Genomic DNA, 21,098 nt, shown 5'->3' with positions numbered 1-21,098 from the left:
GGAACCGCGGCGTCATCCCGGACGCAGCGAAGCGGGGATCCGGGATCCATTCCGGAACGCGTCAGGCATGGATCCCGGATCGGCGCGGCTGCGCCGCTTGTCCGGGATGACGCCTCCGTCTCGGACGCGAGCGCTGCTCTACGCGTTCAGCACCTTGCCATAGGCGTCGAGCACGCTCTCCTTCATCACCTCCGAGAGCGTCGGATGCGGGAAGACAGTGTGCATCAGCTCTTCCTCGGTGGTCTCGAGGTTCATCGCCACGACGAAGCCCTGGATCAGCTCGGTGACCTCCGGCCCGACGAGATGGGCGCCGAGCAACTTGCCGGTCTTGGCGTCGAAGATCGTCTTGGCGAGGCCGGAATCCTCGCCGAGCGCCACCGCCTTGCCATTGGCGACAAAGGGGAAGCGGCCGACCTTGAGCTCGTAGCCGGCAGCCTTCGCCTTGGCCTCGGTCAGGCCGACGCTGGCGATCTGCGGGTGGCAATAGGTGCAGCCCGGGATCATCAACTTGTCCATCGGGTGCGGATGCAGGCCCTTGATCGCCTCGACGCAGATCACCGCCTCATGCTCGGCCTTGTGGGCGAGCAAGGGCGCGCCGGCGACGTCGCCGATGGCATAGATACCCTTCACATTGGTGCGGCAGAGCCCGTCGATGGCGATGAAGCCGCGATCGGTCTTCACGCCGAGCGCCTCCAGCCCGATATTCTCGATATTGGCGACGACGCCGACTGCCGAGATCATGCGGTCGGCGGTGATCGTCTGCTTGCCGCCCTTCTCGTCCTCGATATGGGCGGTGATCGAATCCGCCCCCTTCTCGACCTTCGTCACCTTGGCCGAGGTGAGGATCTTGATGCCCTGCTTCTCGAAGGCTTTTCGCGCGAAGGCTCCGATCTCGGCATCCTCGACGGGCACGACCTGCGGCATCACCTCGACGACCGTCACCTCGACGCCCATCGTGCGGTAGAAGGAGGCGAACTCGATGCCGATGGCGCCCGAGCCCATGACGAGCAGGGATTTCGGCATCTTGGCCGGGATCATCGCCTCGAAATAGGTCCAGATCAGCTTGCCGTCGGGCTCCAGCCCCGGCAGCGCGCGCGGGCGGGCGCCGGTCGCGACGATGATGTGGTCGGCGGTGTAGGTGCCCTCGCCCTTGGTGTTCTTCGGCGGCGGCACCTGCGGCTGCACCGGCGGCTTCTTCGTCGGCACGACCGCAATCGTGCCCGGCTTGGTGAGCGTCGCCTCGCCCCAGATCACGTCGACCTTGTTCTTCTTCATCAGGAACTGGACGCCGTTGTTCATCCGCGCGGCGATGCCGCGCGAGCGCTTCACGATGGCGTCCAGATCGGCCTTGAACGTGCCTTCGAGCACGAGGCCGTAATCCTTGGCGTGCTGGCCGTAGTGCAGGATCTCGGCCGATCGCAGCAGCGCCTTGGTCGGGATGCAGCCCCAGTTCGAGCAGATGCCGGCGAGATGCTCGCGCTCGACGATCGCCGTCTTATAGCCGAGCTGCGCTGCCCGGATCGCCGCGACATAGCCGCCGGGGCCGGAGCCGATGATGATGATGTCGTAGTCAGCCATTGAAAGCGCCTCGGCTCGGCTCCCGCGAAGGAGCGTCAGCAATCATGAATCTATCCAGGACTTGCACGTCGCTAGCGTTCGGCCCGCAGTACGGCGACGTCTCGTTCGAGACTGTCGAGACGTTCATCGACACCTTTGGCTGCATAACGGGCCAAGACGCTCTCGCCAGCAAAAGCATCTTTCTGCGCGTCCTGCCGTTTCTCGATGCGCTCGAGACGGCGTTCGACCTCCGCGAAACGCTGCTCCGATCGCTGCTCTGCATTGGCAAACGATCGGCGCATCTCATCGCGCAATTCGAGCAGCATCGGAACGATCATATCCTTCGGCTCGGCCATGGCGTCGTCTCCGAATTCGATCAGCTCCTACAATATGGCGCTCTCACACCAGCATCGCCATCGGCTTCTCGATATAGCCCTTGAAGGCCGCCAGCAGCTCGGCGCCGAGCGCGCCGTCCACCGCGCGGTGGTCGGTCGAGAGCGTCACCGACATCACGGTCGCCACCGCGAGCTGGCCGCCCTTGACCACGGCGCGCTGTTCGCCGGCGCCCACCGCCAGGATCGTCGCATGCGGCGGGTTCACGATCGCGGCGAAGTCCTTGACCCCGAACATGCCGAGATTGGAGACCGCCGTGGTGCCGCCCTGATACTCCTCGGGCTTCAGCTTGCGGGCCTTGGCGCGGGCCGCCATGTCCTTCATCTCGTTGGAGATCTGCGACAGGCTCTTGTGGCAGGCGTCGCGGATGATCGGGGTGATCAGCCCGCCCGGGATCGAGACGGCGACGCCGACATCGGCGTGTTTGTGCTTGAGCATGGTGTTCTCGGTCCAGCTCACATTGGCGTCCGGCACGGCCTTCAGCGCCAGCGCCAGCGCCTTGATCACCATGTCGTTGACCGAGAGCTTGTAGGCCGGCTTGCCGTCCTTCTCCGGCGCGGCGGCGTTCAGTTCGCCGCGCAGCTTGAGCAGGGCGTCGAGCTCGCAATCCACCGTGACGTAGAAATGCGGCACGGTCTGCTTGGCTTCGAGCAGGCGGCGCGCGATCGTCTTGCGCATGCCGTCATGCGGGACCTCCTCATAGGAGTCCGGCGCAAACAGCTTCTTGACCTGCTCGTCGGAGGGCCCGGTCGCCAGCGGCGCAGCTGCAGGCTTCGGCGCGGAAGCCGGAGTAGCCGTCGCAGGAGCGGCAGAAGGCGCAGCCTTGGCGCCGCCGCCGGCCTTGGCGGCCTCGACATCCTTCTCGACGATGCGGCCATGGGGGCCGGAGCCCTGGACCTTCGACAGGTCGAGCCCGGCTTCCCTGGCCAGCCGGCGCGCCAGCGGCGAGGCGAAGGGGCGCTCGCCGGAAGCGACGGCAGGCGCCGCTGCGGCAGGAGCAGCAGCGGCTGGCGCCGGCGCCTCGGACTTGGCGGCTTCAACCTTGGGAGCCTCAGCGGCCTTGGGGGCCTCGGCAGCCTTCGGCGCCTCAGCCTTGGCCGGCGCTGCGGCCGCCTTCATGTCCTCGCCCTCGGCGGCGATCACGCCGATGATCTCGTTGACGGCGACATCGGCCGTGCCGTCCGGCACCAGAATCTTGGCGAGGATGCCCTCGTCGACAGCCTCGACCTCCATCGTCGCCTTGTCGGTCTCGATCTCGGCGATGATGTCGCCGGACTTGATCGTGTCGCCTTCCTTCTTCAGCCATTTGGCGAGATTGCCCTTCTCCATGGTGGGAGAGAGCGCGGGCATCAGGATGTTGGTTGCCATCGGTCAGCCTCTCAGCGGTAGCAGACGGCTTTGGCCGCCGCGATGACCTCGCCGACATTCGGCAAAGCGAGCTTCTCGAGGTTCGCGGCGTAGGGCATCGGCACGTCCTTGCCGGTGACGCGGGCGACGGGCGCATCGAGATAGTCGAACGCCGCTTCCATGATCTTCATGCCAATCTCGGCGGTGACGCCCGACTGCGGGAAGCCCTCCTCGACGGCGACGCAGCGATGCGTCTTCTGCACGGAGGCGATGACCGTCTCGATGTCCATCGGGCGAATCGTCCTGAGGTCGATGACCTCGGCGTCGATGCCCTCCTTGGCCAGCGCCTCGGCGGCGGCCAGCGCATAGGTCATGCCGATGCTGAAGGAGACGATGGTGACGTCCTTGCCCGGCCGCACCACCTTGGCCTTGCCGATCGGCACGAGGATGTCGTCGCCCTTGGGCACGTCGAAGGAGCGGCCGTAGAGGATTTCGTTCTCGAGGAAGATGATCGGGTTGGGGTCGCGGATCGCGCTCTTGAGCAGGCCCTTGGCGTCCGACGCGCTGTAGGGCGCGACGACCTTGAGGCCCGGAATGTTGGAGTACCAGGCGGCGTAGTCATGGCTGTGCTGGGCGCCGACGCGGGCGGCCGCGCCGTTGGGGCCGCGGAACACGATCGGGCAGCCCATCTGGCCGCCGGACATGTAGAGCGTCTTGGCGGCGGAGTTGATGATCTGGTCGATCGCCTGCATGGCGAAGTTGAAGGTCATGAACTCGACGATCGGCTTGAGGCCGGTCAGCGCCGCGCCGACGCCGATGCCGGCAAAACCATGCTCGGTGATCGGTGTGTCGATGACGCGCTTGGGGCCGAACTCCTGCAGCAGCCCTTGCGTGACCTTGTAGGCGCCCTGGTACTCGGCGACCTCCTCGCCCATGACGAAGACGTCGCCGTCGCGGCGCATCTCCTCGGCCATGGCGTCGCGCAGCGCCTCGCGGACGGTCATGCTGACGATCTCGGCGCCGGCCGGGAATTCCGACGAGGCGTCGTAGCTCTTGGCGGTAGCGGGCGGATTGGCGACGGCCGACTCGGCCTTCGGCGCAGCAGCGACCTTCGGGGCCTCGCCGGTGGCCGCCGGGGGCGCCGACTGCGCCGCCTGGGGAGACGTCGCGGCGGGCTTGTCGGACTGTCCGGCGCCACCGCTGGCGGCTGCCTTCACGTCCTCGCCCTCGGCAGCGATGACGCCGATGGGCGTGTTGACGGCGACGTTCTCGGTGCCGTCGGCGATCAGGATCTTGGCGAGGATGCCTTCATCGACGGCTTCCACCTCCATCGTCGCCTTGTCGGTCTCGATCTCGGCGATGATGTCGCCGGCCTTGACGCTGTCGCCCTCGGCTTTCAGCCATTTGGAGAGCTTGCCCTGCTCCATGGTCGGCGAAAGGGCAGGCATGAGAATGTCGATCGGCATGAACGCACCCGGAATGATTGGACGAGGCGAAAAGGACTGGTGCGGCGGCAGCGAGGCGCTCAGGCCTTCGCCGGCTCCAGCAGGATGTCGGTGAACAGCTCCGAGACGTCGGGCTCGGGATCATGCGTCGCGAACTCGGCCGCGTCGTTGACGATCTCGCGGACCTTGGCGTCGATCGCCTTGAGCTCGTCCTCGCCGACCTTGAACTCGCGGGTGAGACGCCCCCTCACCTGCTCGATCGGATCGTGCTCCTCGCGCATGCGCTGGACCTCGTCCTTGGAGCGGTACTTGGCCGGGTCCGACATCGAGTGGCCGCGGTAGCGGTAGGTCTGCATCTCCAGGATGTAGGGGCCCTTGCCGCTGCGGGCATGGTCGATCGCGCGGGTGGCGGCGTCGCGCACGGCGCGGACATCCATACCGTCGACCTGCTCGCCGGGAATGCCGAAGGAGACGCCGCGGCGGGAAAAGTCGGTCTGCGCTGAGGCACGGTTGACCGAGGTGCCCATGGCGTAGCGGTTGTTCTCGATCACGAACACGACCGGCAGCTTCCAGAGCTGGGCCATGTTGAAGCTCTCATAGACCTGGCCCTGGTTGGCGGCGCCGTCGCCGAAATAGGCGAGCGAGACGCGCCCGTCTTCGCGGTACCAGTTGGCGAAGCCAAGACCGGTGCCGAGCGAGACCTGGGCGCCGACGATGCCGTGGCCGCCATAGAAATTCTTCTCGCGGGAGAACATGTGCATCGAGCCGCCCTTGCCGCGGGAATAGCCCCCCTGCCGGCCGGTCAGCTCCGCCATCACGCCGCGCGATTCCATGCCGCAGGCGAGCATGTGGCCATGGTCGCGATAGCCGGTGATGACCTGGTCGCCCTCCTTGGACGCCATCTGCATCCCGACGACGACGGCTTCCTGGCCGATATAGAGATGGCAGAAGCCGCCGATCAGGCCCATGCCGTACATCTGGCCCGCCTTTTCCTCGAAGCGGCGGATCAGCAGCATCTCGCGATAGGCGTGCAGATCCTCGTCCTTGCTGAAGACGGGGATGTTGCTGGGCGCGGCCGAGGCGCCCTCGCCGGCGGCTTTGGCCGATCGCGCCTTCGCCGGTTTGGCGGCGGGCTTGGCTGGGGCGGGAGCTTTCGTCTTGCGCGCGGCAACGGCCATCGGCGGTCCTCCAAGATCATGCGACCTTGGTTGTAGAGGATCGCAAAACCCTTGGCGAGGCGGCTATCTCGCATTGCAGCATCTCGTAAGACGCTGAATTATCACGGCTTTCGAAAAGTAACCGAAATCCAGTTAATCGATACGTCCGGGACTATTTGCCGGCATCGGCAAGCGATGCTCAGCGCCCCATCAGAATGACGTCGTTGCGATGGATCCGACCGAGGCTGTCGCGCGCCCGCTCCTCCAGCACATCGCGGTCGACCGCCTCGTCGCGGACCAGTGCGAGGCGCTGCTCCCAGAGCTTGCGCTCGGCGGTGAGTCCGGCGAGTTCGGTCTCCATTTCGCGCAGCGAGCCCTGCAGCGTGTCGCGCGCGTCGAGCCCGCGGGCGCCGTGCTGGGCATGGAACATGAAATAGCTCACCGCTGCCCCCGACACGAGGTAGAGCGCGAGCGTAATGAGGACGGAACGGACACCGCGGCGGATCACCATGGCGCTCAGGGTTAGGCCGCCTTGGTTTCCGGCAGGTTAACGCGCGGGCAACAGCTCTACGGCGGCCCCATCAGTGCCCGGCGCGCCGCCGGCGGCGACGGCCGCGATCTCCGCCTCCATACGCCGCGCCGTCGGCAGCCTGAAATGCAGCGGGTCCCAGTAGTTGTCGTCGCGCCGGGTGATCGGCGAGACGAAGGCGTAGTCGAGCACGCTCGCGCCATGGCGGGCGGCCAGCGCCACGAGCGCGGTCTTGCAGGCCGAAAAACGCTGTGCGCCGGACGACCCCGCTCGCGGCAGCGCGGCATGGTGAACCGGCGGCAGGACGAGCATGACCCGCGTCGCGGCGGGCAGCCGGGCCAGGGTCTGGTCGAGCCAGGCCAGCGCCGGAAAGCGCCACTGCGCGCGCGCCTCATCGGACACGGCGTCCGGCGGCTGCTCCGGTTCAGGAGCGAAGGGCACGCCGCCGCGGTCGGCGTAGAGGTGGAGGCGGGCGCGATCGAGATCGTAGAGCGCCTCGGGCGGCGTGAAGACCTCGTAGCCATCGCCGCGGATGCGCTCCGGCATCAGGCCGAGGCGGTGCGCCAGCAGCCGGCCGGCGATCTCCAGCGTCGTCAGATTCATCAGCTCCGGCCAGTCGCGCCAGCCGATCTCGTCATAGAGCCAGGGCGGGAACGGCCGCGGCGTCAGCCGCCTGTCGGGATCGGTCGCATCGGGCGCGCACCACAGAGCGTCGATTCCCCACAGCACGGTCCTCGGCGCCGAAACCTGACGGGCGAACAGCTCCGCCATCTGGACCTGCTCCCAGGGCGTGGCCGCATTCATCGCGAGATTGGCGAAGCGCCCCCCCATCGCTGTCGACAGCGTCGCGGGATCGAGCAGCCGCATCGTCGAGGTGCCGAACACCGCGGAATCGAAGCCGCCCGAGCGCACCAGCTGCGGGTACATGAAGCGCTGGTTGATATCCATGATCGGGCGCGGCGCCTGGCCACGGCCGACGCGCAGGCCGAAGGGATCGAGCGCCGCGGCAAATCCCCACAGCAGCACCAGGGTCGCCAGCGCCGCGGCGAGGAACCATGCCGTCCAACGCGTCCAGGCCAGCGCTGGCGGCGTCTGCGGCTTCAAAGCCATGCCGTCATGGCCCTGTTCCGCCCGTTGAAAGCCATTGTCGTTCCGTCCGGCGCGCTGCATTGCCGCGCTTCTGCCATGGAAAGAGCGGCCGGAACAATATTGACCCGACGGCGGGGCATCCGTATGTCAGCCCCCGTGAGGGCGGGTAGCTCAGTGGTAGAGCACGTGACTTTTAATCATGTGGTCGTGGGTTCGATACCCACCCCGCTCACCACGCCGCTGCGCTGACCGGCCCCTCCGAGGGCGGCGCGGAGGGCGGACCGTCAGCCCAGCCGGCGAACGGGCGGGCGGTTAGCGGGATCGTATCCCGGTGCCGGTCCCCGGTTCATGCCGGTGGCCTTGCCGCGATACGCACCGTGACCTGCATCGCCGAGCCCGAGGGCCGGCCAGCCCGGATCGGCGTAGCCGTTCAGCTCATCGCAGCGATGCCGGGCGCGCTCCCGGGCCGAGGTCGCATCGGCGCACATCGATACCTGCCCGCGCGGCCAGAAGGCCTGCGCCGACCCAGTCCCGCCGAGCGCGATGGCGAGCGCCAGCAGCGTTGCCACGAGACCCGTGTCGATCGGCCGGACGTCCATGGATCGCTGATTCCCGCTGCGGGCCCGGCCAGGGGCGGCCGTTTCACCGAACCGAATCATGCACCGAACCTTTGAGGAACCCTTAAGCGCCGCATCGGCGCCGGCGGAACCCTGCGGGCCCTGCCGCGTCATTCTTCAAACGGATCGGGGACCTGAAACGGGTCTCCGCGGGAGAGAGACGATGAAGACCATGATTGAACACCCGCCGCATGCCGGCGAATCGGGGCGCGTGCAGTTCAAGCTCGAGACGATCGAGGATTACGAACTGGCGACGCGGCGCATCACCGTGCTCGACGCCTGCGCGCGAAGCGAGGACGAGGAGCGCGAACGCCAGGCCTTGATCGCGGCGGTCGGCGAATGGGATCGATGCCACGACGACGCGACGGGCTGGACAGACGCGTCATGACCGAACCGATCGTTCTCCACAGCGACGCCGATCACCAGCAGGCGCAGCAGCGCATCGCGGCTTTGCACGGCGAGCCCGACAGCCCGGCGAAGACGGAGGAACTTCAGGCGCTGGCCGACGCCATTCTGGTCTTTCAGCTCAGGCTCGACGAAACCTGACGACGGGGCGGCGGCGGCCAGCCTCCGGTCCGCCGCGTGATCGAGCGCGACCGGCTGGTCGCCTATGAACCGCCATCCGCCGGCGGCTCAGATGTCGTTGCTCGCGTTGAGCTCGCTGGGCCGCAGCCCTTCGTCGGCGGCGCCCCCGCCCGGCGTCCCGGCGTTCGCCTCCATCCACGCGGACAGGATCGCCTGAAGCGCCCCGGCGCGGCTCATGGCCGGATCGTGCGCGGTCCGAAAACGGTCGAGCGCCGCCTGCCCCGGCGCGTCCACCATCACCGTCAGCGCCACCTCGCCCGTCCTGTTCGCCTGGCTCATGGTCAACCCCTCCTGAACGGTGAAAAACATCTTCGGTGCTGGAAGCGCAGGCTCCCCGCCCTGGGGGTGAACGCCGCCCGTTTCGGCGGGTTCCCCAGCCGGTCGTTGTCGGAGCGATATCCCAGGATCGGCCGGAATCGTCGGCGATCTGCGCCCGATTTTTCATCTTGCGGCTGAACCAATCCGATTTCCGGGGGTTGTTTGCGTATCCCGCCACGAGGCGGATTGCACACGCAACCCGATCCATGAGGAGGACTTCATGTTCAAACGTCACATCGCCGCGACATCGCTGGCCCTTGCGCTGATGAGCGCGACCGCCATCGCCCAGACGACCGCCCCTGCCCCGAACACCGCTCCCGCCGCGCCCTCCGCCACGGCGGTTACGGCTCCGACGGCAACCACCGTCGCTCCCGCCAACATGTCCTGGCAGGGCAAGTGGCGCTCGACCCAGTTGATCGGTGTCGACATCTACGGCCCCAACAACGAGAAGGTCGGCGATGTCACCGAAGTGCTCTTCGACAAGACCGGCAAGATCGAGATGATCACCGTCGGCGTCGGTGGCTTCCTGGGGCTCGGCCAGAAGGATGTCGCCATCCCCTTCGCGCAGGTGAACTGGAGCGAACAGCCGATCGCCTCGGCCGCGCCTGCTGGCGGCGCCATGGCTCCCGCCGGCAGCACCGCGCCTCCGGCCAGCGGCATAGCCGCTCCGGCGACCGGCACAGCGGGTACGGGAACCACCGGCACCGCGGCTTCGGCCCGTGCGCCGATGATGCATCCCGACCATGGCAAGATCACTCTGACCAAGGAGCAGCTGACGAGCGCCCCGGCGGTGGATTATTCCGGCACCTGAGGCTCGTCGACGCTTAATGTCTTGATGGCGTTGCGTTGAGATGTTGCGTTGCGGCCCGTCCTCGTCCAGAGGGCGGGCCGTTTTCGTTCAACCCGCTGTCCCGTCGGCTGCAGCCTCGGCGAGCAGGCGCTGCACGCATTCAGGCAGGTCGTCGGCGATCAAGCCGAGACCGCCCTCCTCTCCGGCGCGACCATGCAGCCAGACGGCGGCGCAGGCCGCTTCGAACGCCGGCATGCCCTGGGCGAGCAGGCCGGCGATCAGCCCGCCGAGCACGTCGCCGGAGCCCGCGGTAGCCAGAGCCGGCGATCCGGTGGTGTTGATCGCAGCCCGGCCGTCGGGGGACGCGATGACGGTGTCGGGACCTTTCAGCACCACAACGGCCTTGGCATGAGCGGCGGCCCGGCGCGCCTTGTCGAGCCGGGACCTCGCCCGGGTGACGGCGGCGACGGCGCCGAAGACGCGTTCGAATTCGCCTTCATGCGGAGTGAGAACGCAGGGCGCGCCGCGCCGACCCAGCAGCGTCGCCAGGCGGGCCGCGGAGGCGGCGACGAGGGTGAGCGCATCGGCGTCGAGCACGGCCGGCACGGCGGCGCGCAAAACCGCCATGACGGCCTCGCGGGCCGTCGCGTCGAGCCCGAGCGCCGGGCCGATCAGCACGGCCGACAGGCGCGGCTCGGCCAGCAGGCGCTCGAGCGCGGCAGCGTCCGCGATCGGCCTCTGCATCAGCGCGTCGGGGCCGCGTGCCGCATGCGCCGCCAGCGCGTCCGGCCGGCAGGCGATGGTGGCCAGCCCTGCCCCGATCCGCAGCGCCGCACGGGCCCCCAGCCGCGGGGCCCCGACACCCTGCAGCCCTCCGGCCACAACCAGGACGGAGCCGCGGCGAAACTTGTGCGTCTGGGCGGCGTGAACCGGCCAGACGCCACGCCACAGGGCAGGCGTGTTGGCGAACAGCGTCGCCGGCCGCTCCGGCGTGAAGACCAGATCGGCTGCAATGCCGATATCGGCCAGCGTGATCACCCCGCACAGCGCACGCCCCGGCTGGAGCAGATGCCCCGGCTTGAGGCGAAAGAAGGTCACCGTCTCGGTCGCGCGGATGACGGCGCCGTCATGCCCTCCGGTGTCGCCCGAGAGCCCGCTGGGCACATCGACCGCCACCACCGGGCGTCCCGCCGCGTTGACGGCCGCCACCAGCGCCGCCACCCCGCCCTCCAGCGGGCGGCTCAGCCCGGCCCCGAAGAGGGCGTCGACGACGATGCCGTAGGCTTGCGGCTCAAGCCCCGCGATCGGCTCGACCGGCCCGCTCCAGGCCTGCGCCATCGCCGCCGCATCGCCCGCCAGGTCCGACCGCTCGGCCGCCAGCGCCAGCGTGACCGGCCGGCCGCGCCTGGCCAGGAGGCGGGCAGCGACGAAGCCGTCGCCGCCATTGTTGCCGGGCCCGCACAGCACGAGGATGCGCGCGCCGGGCGGCGTGCGCCGATCGACGGCATCGGCGACGGCGCGCCCCGCGCGCTCCATCAGCACGGAGCCGGGCGTCCCGGCGGCGATCGTCAGCCGATCCGCGGCCGCCATGGCGGCGACGTCGAGCAAGGCGTGGTCGGTCTCGGTGGATGCGCTCATCGCGCCATCATCGGAGAGGGCGATGCCAACGGCAAGACGACGCCCTCCGATTCAAAATGATCATTGATTGATCACTTGCCTAATTTATCATCCGTTTTCTGCACTATCATCGCGCAGTGCTCCGCATGCTGCCGCGTAGCGAGAGACAAGCGCCGATGCTATGAGCAGAAGGAAGACGTCGCCATCGTCCCCGGCGGACGCTCCCGCCGCCGATCTAAGGTGGATCGCGAGCGCCGGCAGGACGGCGGAACCAGAGGGTCGCGGCATCGCGCCGGGATCGCAGTCAACGGAGGCCGGTCGGCGCATGAAGAAGATCGAAGCGATCATCAAGCCGTTCAAGCTGGACGAGGTGAAGGAAGCGCTTCAGGAGGTCGGCCTGCAGGGCATCACCGTTCTCGAGGCCAAGGGCTTCGGACGGCAGAAGGGCCACACCGAACTCTATCGCGGCGCCGAATACGTCGTCGACTTCCTGCCCAAGGTGAAGATCGAGATCGTGCTCGCCGACGAGATGGTCGAAGGCGCCATCGAGGCGATCATGAAGGCAGCCCAGACCGGGCGCATCGGCGATGGCAAGATTTTTGTATCGACGGTGGAGGGGGCGATCCGCATCCGTACCGGGGAAACCGGCGCGGACGCGATCTGAGGCTCATCCCGTGCCCTGAGAGTTCGGTGATCCGGCGGCCAAGCGGCCCTGCGGATCGAATGAGTTGAGAAACGACCACAAGAGGAATGCTGAGATGAAGAACGCCAAGGATGTCCTGAAGGCGATCAAGGACAACGACGTCAAGTATGTGGACTTCCGCTTCACCGACCCGCGCGGCAAGTGGCAGCATGTGACGTTCGACGTCACCATGATCGACGAGGACATCTTCGCCGAGGGCACGATGTTCGACGGCTCTTCGATCGCCGGCTGGAAGGCGATCAACGAGTCCGACATGCTGCTGATGCCGGATCCGACCACCGCCTGCATGGATCCGTTCTTCTCGGCCGCGACGATGGTCATCACCTGCGACGTGCTCGAGCCGGCCACCGGCGAGCCCTATGGTCGCGACCCGCGCGGCATGGCCAAGAAGGCCGAGGCCTATCTGAAGTCGACCGGCATCGGCGACACGATCTATGTCGGCCCCGAGGCCGAGTTCTTCGTCTTCGACGACGTCAAGATCGCCGCCGACCCGTACAACACGGGCTTCAAGCTCGACAACGTCGAGCTGCCGATCAACGGCATGACCGACTATGAGGGCGGCAATCTCGGCCACCGCATCGCCACCAAGGGCGGCTACTTCCCCGTCCCGCCGCAGGATTCGGCGCAGGACATGCGCGGCGAGATGCTGGCGGCCATGGCGGCCATGGGCGCCAAGGTCGAGAAGCACCACCACGAGGTCGCTTCCGCCCAGCACGAGCTCGGCCTGAAGTTCGACACGCTGACCCACATGGCCGACACCATGCAGGTCTACAAGTATGCCATCCACAACGTCGCGCAGAGCTACGGCAAGACCGCGACCTTCATGCCCAAGCCCATCTATGGCGACAACGGCTCGGGCATGCATGTCCACCAGTCGATCTGGAAGGGCGGCAAGCCGATCATGGCCGGCAACAAGTACGCCGACCTGTCGCAGGAGTGCCTGTGGTACATCGGCGGCATCATCAAGCACGCCAAGTCCCTGAACGCCTTCACCAACCCGTCGACGAACTCCTACAAGCGCCTCGTCCCGGGCTATGAGGCTCCGGTGCTGCTGGCCTATTCGGCCCGCAACCGCTCGGCCTCCTGCCGTATTCCGTGGACGACCTCGCCGAAGGCCAAGCGCGTCGAGGTCCGCTTCCCCGATCCGATGGCGAACCCCTATCTCGCCTTCGCGGCGATGCTGATGGCCGGCATCGACGGCATCATCAACAAGATCGATCCGGGTCCGGCCATGGACAAGGACCTCTACGACCTGCCGCCGCGCGAACTGAAGAAGATCCCGACGGTGTGCGGCTCGCTGCGCGAAGCGCTGGACTCGCTGAAGAAGGACAACGCCTATCTCAAGGCCGGCGGCGTCTTCAACGACGACTTCATCGAGAGCTATATCGAGCTGAAGATGCAGGATGTGGCGCGCTACGAGATGACGCCGCACCCGGTCGAGTTCGCGATGTACTACTCCTACTGAGGGTTTCGGCCGAGCCCGGCGGGCCGGCCGCGAGCTTCCTCCCGACCGTGCGTTTCGCGGTCCACCTTTACGGCCGGGGCGGCAACGCCCCGGCCGTTTTTTGCTTGGAGACACCGGACCACGGTCCCGCAACCACGGCCGCTACGGTTGCGGGAGGCTGAGAGTCCGGCGGCGGGTCTAGCGCCGATAGCCGCGGTTGCTGACCACGACGCCCTGGCTGGCCACGCCGTCGTTGCAGGGGCCGCCGACCGCGATCGGAGCCATTCCAAAGGCAGCATAGTCGAACGACGTGCCGGCACGCGGACCGCTCCGGAAGCGGCAAACGGTGCTCACTTCGCGGCGGGGCTCGGGCCGATATTCGCCCCGGTCCCGGTAACGGTCGTCGCGATAGTCGGGGCGCCGCTCCGTCCGTCTGTCCGACCGGCGATCGAAACGCTCGTCTTCGCCTCGATCAAAGCCACCGCTCCTGCGGCGCTGAACGCAGTCGCCGGTTTCACGTACAAAGACAGTTCCGGGAGGGCAGCTTGAGCGCTCTCCGGGGTAGCGCTGCTGCGCGTCGGCTGAATTCACATCGCCAAAAATGAAGAGTGACAAGAAAGCGAGTAGTGCAGATTTATGTCGAGCCCCAGTCATCGTCCTGTTCCCCCTGGATCTTTCCCTAGGGTAATGACAGTTTCATTTCCGTCTTGCTTTAGCAAGGACGCCACCGAAAGGGTCCATGGCGTAGAGGACGGTCAGGCTGAGGCTCGCCGCGCGTGCACCGGCCATGGCGCCGCGCCATGGTGGTCGAGGCCCAGGTCTTCTCGATGAAGACGGGCACTCGAGTGTCGCGAGCGGGCCGGCGTGCTTGAGCGTGATCTCGTGGCGGTCGATGAACCGTCTGAGCCCAGTGTCTCCGTCAGCTCGAAACCCGCTCTAGCCCGCGGCGTTGGCGGCCTGCGGTGTGTGGGCCAGCGTCTCGTAGGCGGCGAGCGTGCGGGCGACATGGCGTTCGACCGTCAGCGCGTCGGCCCAGTAGTGCCGATAGGAGGCCTCTCCCATGCGACGCGCCGTGCCGTCGTCCTGCAGTTGCACGAGCGCGGCCGCCAGACCCGCGACATCGCCGCCATCGACGAGCAGCCCGTCCTCGCCATCGCGGATCCAGCCGGCCGGCCCGGTCGTGCGGGCGAGCACGACGGGCACGCCGCGCGAGCGGGCCTCGGCCACGACCAGCGGCCCGGGCTCGTACCAGAGCGAGGGCAGGACGAGGCAGCGGGCGCGCTCGATCTCCTCGAAGACGCGTTCGGCGGGAAGCCAGTCGCCGAAATCGGCGGCTGGATTGGCCTGGAGGATCTCGGCGCGCAGCGGTCCCTCGCCGACGAAGCGTACCGGCATCCCCGCCTCGCGCGCCGCCGCGGCCAAGACATCGCCGGCTTTTTCCTGGGTGAAGCGCCCGAGGAACAGCGCGTGCCGGTTTTCGGCGACGTCGGCGGGCGGCCGCTTCTGTGCCTCCATCATGTTCTCGACGACCATGTGGCGGGCCTGCCGGGGCAGGAACGGGCGGGCGACGTCGCGCGCGAAGTCGCTGACATGGATGAAGAGCGGCTGGGCGAGCGCCCGCAGCGCCTCGTCGGAGCGCCATTGCCGGGCGACGCGGACAAGCTTGTGGGCATAGCTCTCGCGGTCGCAATTCGCCGCCATGCAGCCGCCCGACATCGGCCTCCGCGTGCAAGGCGCTCCCGCCTTGAAGTCGAAATAGCCGCCGGTCGGGCAGAACGAGAAATAGTCGTGCATGGTGATCGCCACCGGCAGCCCGCTCTCGCCCGCGGCTGCGATCGCCGCAGGGCTGAAGGCCTTGGTCCACTGGTGCAGATGGACGATCGTCCCGGCCGGCTGGCGCGCGAGCAGCGCCGTCAGGAAGGCATGGGCGGCGGCATTCCAGATGCCCTGCCGGGCGGCTGCGATGCGGCCCCCGACTTTCCAGATCTCCTCGCCCTCGAAGCGCTGGATGTCGATGCGGGGATGGTCCAGCCGCGGCGAGATCGGGCCGATGGCGCAGGCGAAGACGATGTCGAGCCCGGCCTCCGCCAGGCCGCGCGCGCTCTCGATGGCCACCTTGGCCGCACCGCCATTGACCGAGCCGAAATCGCTGATGATCACGCAACGCATCTGCCAAAGCCCCCTTGCATCCGGGCTTATGGCAAAAAGGTTGAAATTTTACAGGCGGCCTCAGGTCGTTTTGGTCACTCTGGCGTGTCAGCGGGCGCCCGGCGCCAGCGACATCATGATCGAGGACAGCCCGGCCGACATCAGCGCACGCCAGCGCGCGAGCGCCGGCGCCGCGAAGCCCCGGCCGATCAGCGACGCAGCGTCCTCATGCCCGAAGGCTTCACCGGCGAGACGCGCGGTCCGCTCCAGCCCCGCCACCCGCCCTTGCGCTTGATAGGAATACGCCACGCCACCCTCCCCCTTCGATGATCGCCGCCGACGCACGCTGCCTGACCCGGCGATCGATGTGTGCATTCTCCGGTCGGCAAGGTTAATGCGCCTTGAACGGATCGGTTCCCGAGCCTTGCGATCGGTCATCCCGGTGACGGCTTGATGACTGCGCTGTTTCCGCAGGTTCCCAGGCCGGGGCCATGGTTGTAGGAAGGGCGCGGCGCGCGTCCAGACCGCATCTGCGGTATCGTAAAGGGTCGCGAATCAGGGGCTTGCAGATACGACATGGCGGAAAACGGCGATCTTTTCGGCGGCGAACCCGAGCGCCCGGCGCCCCCCGCGCCAGTGGCCGCAGCGCCGAAGCCGTCGCGCGCCGTCCCGCCGGCCTCGGATGCGTCCAGTCTGCACTCGATCCAGCCCGCAGCCCCCACGCCTCCGCGCAACGGCACGCTGTCGGAAACCGGCTACGATGCCTCCGCGATCGAGGTGCTGGAGGGTCTGGAGCCGGTCCGGCGCCGCCCGGGCATGTATATCGGCGGCACCGACGAGCGCGCTTTGCACCATCTCTTTGCCGAGGTGATCGACAACGCCATGGACGAGGCGGTGGCGGGACATGCCAGCTTCATCGATGTCGAGGTGCTGGAGGACGGCTCGATCGCCGTCACCGACAATGGCCGCGGCATCCCGGTCGATCCCCACCCGAAGTTCCCCGGCAAATCGGCGCTCGAAGTCATCATGACGACGCTGCATGCCGGCGGGAAGTTCGACTCCAAGGCCTATGAGACCTCCGGCGGCCTGCACGGCGTCGGCGTCTCCGTGGTCAATGCGTTGTCCGACCGGCTCGAGGTCGAGGTCGCGCGCGGCAAGACACTCTACCGTCAGGTGTTCTCGCGCGGCTTGCCGCAGGGACCGCTCGAGACGGTCGGCGCGGTGGCCAACCGGCGCGGCACGCGCGTGCGTTTCCATCCGGATGCGCAGATCTTCGGCGAGGCCGCGCATTTCGTCCCGGCGCGGCTGTTCCGGATGGCGCGGTCGAAGGCCTATCTGTTCGGCGGGGTCGAGATCCGTTGGCGCTGCGCGCAGAGCCTGCTGAACCCGGAGGGCGATGTCGCCGCCGAGGCCGTGTTCAAGTTCCCCGGGGGCCTGCGCGATTACCTGTCGCGCGAGATCGAGGGCAAGGATCTCGTCGCGGAGCCGATCTTCGCCGGAAAGATCACCAAACCCGGCAGCCATGGCTCGCTGGAATGGGCGATCGCCTGGCTCGCGACCGGCGAGGACGGCTTCTCGTCGTCCTACTGCAACACGATCCCGACCGCCGAGGGCGGCACCCATGAGCAGGGGCTGCGCATCGCCCTGCTGCGGGGCTTGCGCGACCATGCCGAGCGCATCGGCCAGTCGAAGCGCATGGCGCAGGTCACCTCCGACGACGTCATGGCGACCTGTGCCGCGATGCTCTCGGTCTTCATCCGCGAGCCGGAGTTCCAGGGCCAGACCAAGGACAAGCTGGCGACGCTGGAGGCCTCCCGAATCGTCGAGAACGCGGTGCGCGACGCCTTCGACCACTGGCTCGCCCAGGCGCCGCAGCAGGCGCTGAAGCTGCTCGACTGGTCGGTCGACCGGGCCGAGGAGCGCCTGCGCCGCCGGCTCGAAAAAGAGGTCTCGCGCAAGACCGCGACGCGCAAGCTCAGGCTGCCGGGCAAGCTCGCCGATTGCTCGAATGCCGGCGCCGCCGGGTCCGAGCTCTTCATCGTCGAGGGCGATTCGGCCGGCGGCTCCGCCAAGCAGGCGCGCAACCGCGCGACGCAGGCGATCCTGCCGCTGCGCGGCAAGATCCTGAACGTCGCCAATGCGACGCGCGAGAAGCTCAACGCCAACCAGCAGCTCGCCGACCTGATCCTGGCGCTGGGCTGCGGCATCGGCAGCCAGTTCCGCGAGGACGATCTGCGCTACGAGAAGGTCATCGTGATGACCGACGCCGATGTCGACGGCGCGCATATCGCCTCGCTGCTGGTGACCTTCTTCTGGCGCCAGATGCCGCGCCTGGTCGAGAAGGGGCATCTCTATCTCGCGGTGCCGCCGCTCTACCGGCTGCAGCATGGCGGCAAATCCGTCTATGCGCGCAACGACTTGCACAAGGACGAGCTGATCGCCTCCGTGTTCAAGGGCAAGAAGCCGGAGATCAGCCGCTTCAAGGGCCTGGGCGAAATGATGCCGGCGCAGCTGAAGGAAACCACGATGGACCCGGCCAAGCGCATCCTGCTCAAGGTCATGGTCGAGCACGAGGCGCGCGACGAGGCCTCCGACACGGTCGAGCGGCTGATGGGGAACAAGCCCGAGGCGCGCTTCCTGTTCATCCAGGAGCGGGCCGCCTTCGCGGGCGAACTGATCGACCTCTAGAAAGCCTTCACCCAGCGCAAACGCGACAAGGCTTCGCTAACCATCTTTTTACAGCTCTTGGCGCATCCTGATCGGCGTGGGGGCATCGTGCCGCCCCTCTGACGCGGGAGCGCCCGATGCGGCTCATCGAATTGTTCTGGAAGAATGAGCGCGGCACCCTGATCGCCGACATCGCCAAGGCCGGCGCGGCGATCGCCTTCCTGTCGATCCTCGCCGCCAACTTCATCTCGGCGCAGACGGCGAGTTTCGATCGCGACCGGCTGGCCCAGGTGGCCGCGGCGGCCGCCACCGGCAAGGGGTTCGACCCGATGACGACGGGGTCGCTGCGCAAGGCCGCCGGCGAGACCAGGCTCGACCCTTGCGCCCTTCCCCGCTGAAGCGGCCAACCTGCTGAGGTCTGGCGCCTGAGGCTCAGCCGAGCCAGGCCAGCAATTCGCGCGTGACGGCGTCGGGCCGTTCGAGCGTCGACAGATGGCCGCAGCCGGGAATCGTGACGCGCCGCGCCGACGCTCCGATGCCGGCAGTGATGAGTTCGGCCTCGGCGGGCGGCGTGATCAGATCCTCCTCGCCGACCAGAACCAGCGTCGGCACCCTGATCGCAGCGAGCCCCGGGCGCGAATCCGGCCGGCTCATGATGGCGCGCTGCTGGCGCACGAAGCCCTCGGCCCCGACCGTCTCCGCCATGTCGCGCGCGAGCAGCCGCAGCGGCTCGTCCGCCAGCCGCGCCGGCGCGACCAGCTTCTGCCAGATCAGCGTCGTGACATTATCGAAGGCGCCCTTCTGCGCCAGCGCGATCATCTGTTCGCGCGGCGCATTGGTCTCCGGCGTTGGGGGTCTGGCGCTGGTGTCGAGCAAAGCCAGCCGCGTCACGCGCTGCGGCGCCTGCCGCATCACCTCGAACGCGATGTAACCGCCCATCGACAGGCCGCAGAGCGCAAAACGCTCCGGCGCAACCGCCAACAGCCGTCCGGCGATCGCCGTGAGGCTCTCGTCGCGATCATGCTGCGCCACCAGAATCGGGCGTCCGGGCGCGAGCGCCGGCCATTGCGGTGCGAAGAGGCGGGCATCGCAACTCAGGCCCGGGATCAGAACGAGCGGTTCGGTCATCGGTGGTCAGGCTCCTCTGGGCGCTAGTTTATTGACTTTGCCCTGCTTTTTCTGCATGGGACACGGGTCCGAAGGCGCGCAGGAAAGAGAAGTCGCGCCACCGTCGCGGTTGAGTCGGTCATCCCGCCACGTGTCACCGACCCTAAAAGAAGCGCAACCATCGATGTCATTCGCCGAACTCGGCCTGAGTGAAAAGGTTCTGACAGCCGTCACGACCGCAGGCTACAACACCCCGACCCCGATCCAGGCCCAGGCCATTCCGCATGTTCTGGCCCGCCGCGACGTTCTGGGCATCGCCCAGACCGGAACCGGCAAGACCGCCGCCTTCACGCTGCCCATGCTGACGATCCTGGAGAACGGCCGCGCCCGCGCCCGGATGCCGCGCACGCTGATCCTGGAGCCGACGCGCGAGCTCGCCGCCCAGGTCGAGGAGAACTTCACCCGCTACGGCGTCAACCAGAAGCTCTCGGTCGCGCTCTTGATCGGCGGCGTCTCCTTCGGCGATCAGGACGCCAAGATCACCCGCGGCGTCGATGTGCTGATCGCGACCCCGGGGCGCCTGCTCGACCATGTCGAGCGCGGCAAGCTGCTGTTGACCGGCGTCGAACTGCTCGTCATCGACGAGGCCGACCGCATGCTCGACATGGGGTTCATCCCCGACATCGAGCGGGTCTGCAAGCTGGTGCCGTTCACGCGCCAGACCCTGTTCTTCACCGCGACGATGCCGCCCGAGATCACGCGCATCAGCGAGCAGTTCCTGCACAACCCCGTGCGCATCGAGGTCTCGCGGCCGGCGACGGCGGCCACCACGATCACGCAGCGGCTCATCGCCTCCAACGGCCAGGATTTCGAGAAGCGCGACACGCTGCGCCGGCTCATCAACGAGGCCAAGGATCTGCAGAACGCGATCGTGTTCTGCAACCGCAAGCGCGATGTCGCCACCCTGCACAAGTCCCTGCAGAAGCACGGTTTTGCCGCCGTTTCCCTGCATGGCGACATGGATCAGTACGCCCGCATGGCGGCGCTCGATTCGTTCCGTACCGGCGAGATGCCGATCCTGGTCGCCAGCGATGTCGCGGCGCGCGGGCTCGACATCCCCGCCGTCAGCCATGTCTTCAACTACGACGTGCCGACGCATGCCGAGGACTATGTCCACCGCATCGGTCGCACCGGCCGCGCCGGCCGCGAGGGTGCCTCCTTCACCATCGTGACGAAGCATGACGAGAAGCTCGTCGCGGCGATCGAGAAGCTCATGGGCCAGGCCATTTCCTGGGAGGAAGGCCGCGGGCTGGGCGAACTGCCGCCCGGCGCGCCCCGCGAGGAGCGCTCGAGCAGCCGCGGCGGCCGTGGCGAGGAGCGTCGGCCCGGACGCGGTGGCGAGCGTGGACGCGGCCGCCCCGAGCGCGGCCCGCGCACCGAACCGGAAGCGGCGCCCCGCCCGATCCGTGTCGAGCGCCCGGCCTCGGAGGAGGAGGCTGCGCCCCGTCGCCGGCGCGCAGCCGCCGATGGCCCGACGCGGACCAAGATTCGCGGCGATGCGGCTGCCCCGGTCGCGGCCGCGACG

21 protein-coding genes and 1 tRNA gene are annotated in these 21,098 nt (G+C 67.9%); 9 read left to right on the top strand and 13 right to left on the bottom strand.

What is annotated here, in order from left to right; all coding sequences use genetic code 11:
* Nucleotides 1-138: 138 nt before the first annotated feature.
* The 7 genes from lpdA to Q8S38_RS07660 all read right to left on the bottom strand — a co-directional run bounded on the left by lpdA (nt 139) and on the right by Q8S38_RS07660 (nt 7,538).
* Nucleotides 139-1,578 carry a dihydrolipoyl dehydrogenase gene (gene lpdA, locus Q8S38_RS07690; protein WP_305679836.1) on the bottom strand — a complete coding sequence of 480 codons (1,440 nt, stop codon included), beginning with the start codon at nt 1,576-1,578 and terminating at the stop codon, nt 139-141.
* Nucleotides 1,579-1,649: 71 nt separating this feature from the next.
* A complete protein-coding gene (locus tag Q8S38_RS07685) occupies nt 1,650-1,913 on the bottom strand; it encodes a hypothetical protein (protein ID WP_305679835.1) in 264 nt (87 codons plus the stop codon).
* A 43-nt stretch (nt 1,914-1,956) separates the two neighbouring features.
* Nucleotides 1,957-3,318: a pyruvate dehydrogenase complex dihydrolipoamide acetyltransferase gene (locus Q8S38_RS07680; protein ID WP_305679834.1), complete on the bottom strand. Its 1,362-nt coding sequence runs from the start codon at nt 3,316-3,318 to the stop codon at nt 1,957-1,959.
* 11 nt (nt 3,319-3,329) lie between these two features.
* Nucleotides 3,330-4,763 (bottom strand): pyruvate dehydrogenase complex E1 component subunit beta, encoded by a 1,434-nt coding sequence (locus Q8S38_RS07675; protein ID WP_305679833.1) that lies wholly within the window; start codon nt 4,761-4,763, stop codon nt 3,330-3,332.
* Nucleotides 4,764-4,822: 59 nt separating this feature from the next.
* Nucleotides 4,823-5,920 carry a pyruvate dehydrogenase (acetyl-transferring) E1 component subunit alpha gene (gene pdhA / locus Q8S38_RS07670; protein WP_305679832.1) on the bottom strand — a complete coding sequence of 366 codons (1,098 nt, stop codon included), beginning with the start codon at nt 5,918-5,920 and terminating at the stop codon, nt 4,823-4,825.
* A 178-nt stretch (nt 5,921-6,098) separates the two neighbouring features.
* Nucleotides 6,099-6,410, bottom strand: coding sequence for an FtsB family cell division protein (locus Q8S38_RS07665; RefSeq protein WP_305679831.1), 312 nt, complete (start codon nt 6,408-6,410; stop codon nt 6,099-6,101).
* 36 nt (nt 6,411-6,446) lie between these two features.
* Entirely contained in the window at nt 6,447-7,538 is a 1,092-nt protein-coding gene (locus Q8S38_RS07660) for a hypothetical protein (RefSeq protein WP_305679830.1), read from the bottom strand.
* A gap of 139 nt (nt 7,539-7,677) precedes the next feature.
* Between Q8S38_RS07660 and Q8S38_RS07655 the strand changes: the two genes are divergently transcribed.
* Nucleotides 7,678-7,752, top strand: a tRNA-Lys gene (locus tag Q8S38_RS07655).
* A gap of 49 nt (nt 7,753-7,801) precedes the next feature.
* On the opposite strand, the gene Q8S38_RS07650 is transcribed toward Q8S38_RS07655, so the two are convergent.
* Nucleotides 7,802-8,116, bottom strand: coding sequence for a hypothetical protein (locus Q8S38_RS07650; RefSeq protein ID WP_305679829.1), 315 nt, complete (start codon nt 8,114-8,116; stop codon nt 7,802-7,804).
* A gap of 181 nt (nt 8,117-8,297) precedes the next feature.
* Between Q8S38_RS07650 and Q8S38_RS07645 the strand changes: the two genes are divergently transcribed.
* Together Q8S38_RS07645 and Q8S38_RS07640 are read left to right on the top strand one after the other, a co-directional pair.
* The gene (locus Q8S38_RS07645; RefSeq protein WP_305679828.1) at nt 8,298-8,522 is read left to right on the top strand and encodes a hypothetical protein; all 225 of its coding nucleotides are present in this window, start codon (nt 8,298-8,300) and stop codon (nt 8,520-8,522) included.
* Complete coding sequence (locus Q8S38_RS07640; protein WP_305679827.1) at nt 8,519-8,680, top strand: hypothetical protein; 162 nt, start codon at nt 8,519-8,521, stop codon at nt 8,678-8,680. Before Q8S38_RS07645 ends, Q8S38_RS07640 begins: the two co-directional genes overlap by 4 nt.
* A gap of 87 nt (nt 8,681-8,767) precedes the next feature.
* On the opposite strand, the gene Q8S38_RS07635 is transcribed toward Q8S38_RS07640, so the two are convergent.
* Nucleotides 8,768-8,998: a hypothetical protein gene (locus Q8S38_RS07635; protein WP_305679826.1), complete on the bottom strand. Its 231-nt coding sequence runs from the start codon at nt 8,996-8,998 to the stop codon at nt 8,768-8,770.
* A gap of 259 nt (nt 8,999-9,257) precedes the next feature.
* On the opposite strand from Q8S38_RS07635, the gene Q8S38_RS07630 reads away from it, so the two are divergent.
* Nucleotides 9,258-9,848: a PRC-barrel domain-containing protein gene (locus tag Q8S38_RS07630; RefSeq protein ID WP_305679825.1), complete on the top strand. Its 591-nt coding sequence runs from the start codon at nt 9,258-9,260 to the stop codon at nt 9,846-9,848.
* A gap of 87 nt (nt 9,849-9,935) precedes the next feature.
* Here Q8S38_RS07630 and Q8S38_RS07625 read toward each other — a convergent pair whose 3' ends face one another.
* Entirely contained in the window at nt 9,936-11,465 is a 1,530-nt protein-coding gene (locus Q8S38_RS07625; RefSeq protein ID WP_305679824.1) for an NAD(P)H-hydrate dehydratase, read from the bottom strand.
* Between the two features lie 304 nt (nt 11,466-11,769).
* Between Q8S38_RS07625 and Q8S38_RS07620 the strand changes: the two genes are divergently transcribed.
* Nucleotides 11,770-12,108 (top strand): P-II family nitrogen regulator, encoded by a 339-nt coding sequence (locus tag Q8S38_RS07620; protein WP_054207854.1) that lies wholly within the window; start codon nt 11,770-11,772, stop codon nt 12,106-12,108.
* A gap of 94 nt (nt 12,109-12,202) precedes the next feature.
* Nucleotides 12,203-13,612 carry a type I glutamate--ammonia ligase gene (gene glnA, locus Q8S38_RS07615; protein WP_305679823.1) on the top strand — a complete coding sequence of 470 codons (1,410 nt, stop codon included), beginning with the start codon at nt 12,203-12,205 and terminating at the stop codon, nt 13,610-13,612.
* A 915-nt stretch (nt 13,613-14,527) separates the two neighbouring features.
* Here the strand turns inward: glnA and Q8S38_RS07610 are convergent.
* Both Q8S38_RS07610 and Q8S38_RS07605 read right to left on the bottom strand, forming a co-directional pair.
* Nucleotides 14,528-15,751 (bottom strand): glycosyltransferase family 4 protein, encoded by a 1,224-nt coding sequence (locus tag Q8S38_RS07610; protein ID WP_305679822.1) that lies wholly within the window; start codon nt 15,749-15,751, stop codon nt 14,528-14,530.
* A gap of 96 nt (nt 15,752-15,847) precedes the next feature.
* The gene (locus tag Q8S38_RS07605) at nt 15,848-16,048 is read right to left on the bottom strand and encodes a hypothetical protein (RefSeq protein ID WP_305679821.1); all 201 of its coding nucleotides are present in this window, start codon (nt 16,046-16,048) and stop codon (nt 15,848-15,850) included.
* A gap of 267 nt (nt 16,049-16,315) precedes the next feature.
* On the opposite strand from Q8S38_RS07605, the gene parE reads away from it, so the two are divergent.
* Complete coding sequence (parE, locus tag Q8S38_RS07600; protein ID WP_305679820.1) at nt 16,316-18,427, top strand: DNA topoisomerase IV subunit B; 2,112 nt, start codon at nt 16,316-16,318, stop codon at nt 18,425-18,427.
* Between the two features lie 116 nt (nt 18,428-18,543).
* A complete protein-coding gene (locus Q8S38_RS07595; RefSeq protein ID WP_305679819.1) occupies nt 18,544-18,804 on the top strand; it encodes a hypothetical protein in 261 nt (86 codons plus the stop codon).
* 34 nt (nt 18,805-18,838) lie between these two features.
* Here the strand turns inward: Q8S38_RS07595 and Q8S38_RS07590 are convergent, their stop codons facing one another.
* Nucleotides 18,839-19,534, bottom strand: a complete 696-nt coding sequence (locus Q8S38_RS07590) for an alpha/beta fold hydrolase (RefSeq protein WP_305679818.1) — start codon at nt 19,532-19,534, stop codon at nt 18,839-18,841.
* Nucleotides 19,535-19,697: 163 nt separating this feature from the next.
* On the opposite strand from Q8S38_RS07590, the gene Q8S38_RS07585 reads away from it, so the two are divergent.
* On the top strand, nt 19,698-21,098 hold a 1,401-nt coding region (locus Q8S38_RS07585), incomplete at its 3' end, for a DEAD/DEAH box helicase (RefSeq protein WP_305679817.1).

The organism is Allobosea sp., from assembly GCF_030695125.1.
GTDB lineage: Bacteria > Pseudomonadota > Alphaproteobacteria > Rhizobiales > Beijerinckiaceae > Allobosea.
Note: the sequence above shows the minus strand (reverse complement) of the source record. Positions and strands in the feature narration are given on the sequence as shown.